At 64.2% G+C, this 628-nt stretch carries 1 protein-coding gene and 1 pseudogene; both read left to right on the top strand.

Features of this window, described 5'->3' with window-relative positions:
• A pseudogene (locus V3W40_RS34550) lies at nt 1-129 on the top strand (arabinose ABC transporter substrate-binding protein); the annotation flags it as partial.
• A partial coding sequence (locus tag V3W40_RS34545; protein WP_330216545.1) for an ATP-binding cassette domain-containing protein occupies nt 126-628 on the top strand: 503 nt, incomplete at its 3' end. The pseudogene V3W40_RS34550 and the gene V3W40_RS34545, both read left to right, overlap by 4 nt.

Raw genomic sequence — 628 nt, 5'->3', positions numbered from 1 at the left:
GCGCTGATGATGTACGAGTGGGTCACCAAGGGCACCGAGCCGCCTAAATACACGGCCATGGATGAAGTGACCCTGATCACCCGCGCCAACTTCCAGGAAGAACTGACCAAGATCGGGCTGTGGAAATGACGGCGGCGGCCCTGCGTTTTGACGCTATCGGCAAAACCTTTCCCGGGGTCAAGGCGCTGGACGGCATCAGTTTCACCGCCCACCCGGGGCAGGTGCACGCCCTGATGGGCGAGAACGGTGCGGGCAAGTCGACGCTGCTGAAGATCCTCGGCGGCGCCTATATCCCCAGCAGCGGCACGGTGCAGATCGGCGCGCAGACCATGGCGTTCAAATGCGCCGCCGACAGCATCGCCAGCGGCGTCGCGGTGATTCACCAGGAGCTGCACCTGGTGCCGGAAATGACCGTCGCCGAAAACCTGTTCCTCGGGCATTTGCCCTCGCGCTTCGGCGTGGTCAACCGGGGCATGCTGCGCAAGCAGGCCCTGGCCTGTCTCAAGGGCCTGGCGGATGAAATCGACCCCGAGGAAAAACTCGGGCGCCTGTCCCTGGGCCAGCGCCAACTGGTGGAAATCGCCAAGGCGCTGTCCCGTGGCGCCCATGTGATTGCCTTCGACGAACC

Origin of the sequence: Pseudomonas sp. AM8, from assembly GCF_036346475.1 — a bacterium.
In the GTDB taxonomy this organism is placed as follows: domain Bacteria; phylum Pseudomonadota; class Gammaproteobacteria; order Pseudomonadales; family Pseudomonadaceae; genus Aquipseudomonas; species Aquipseudomonas marginalis.
This window is presented reverse-complemented; position numbering and strand designations above follow the sequence as displayed.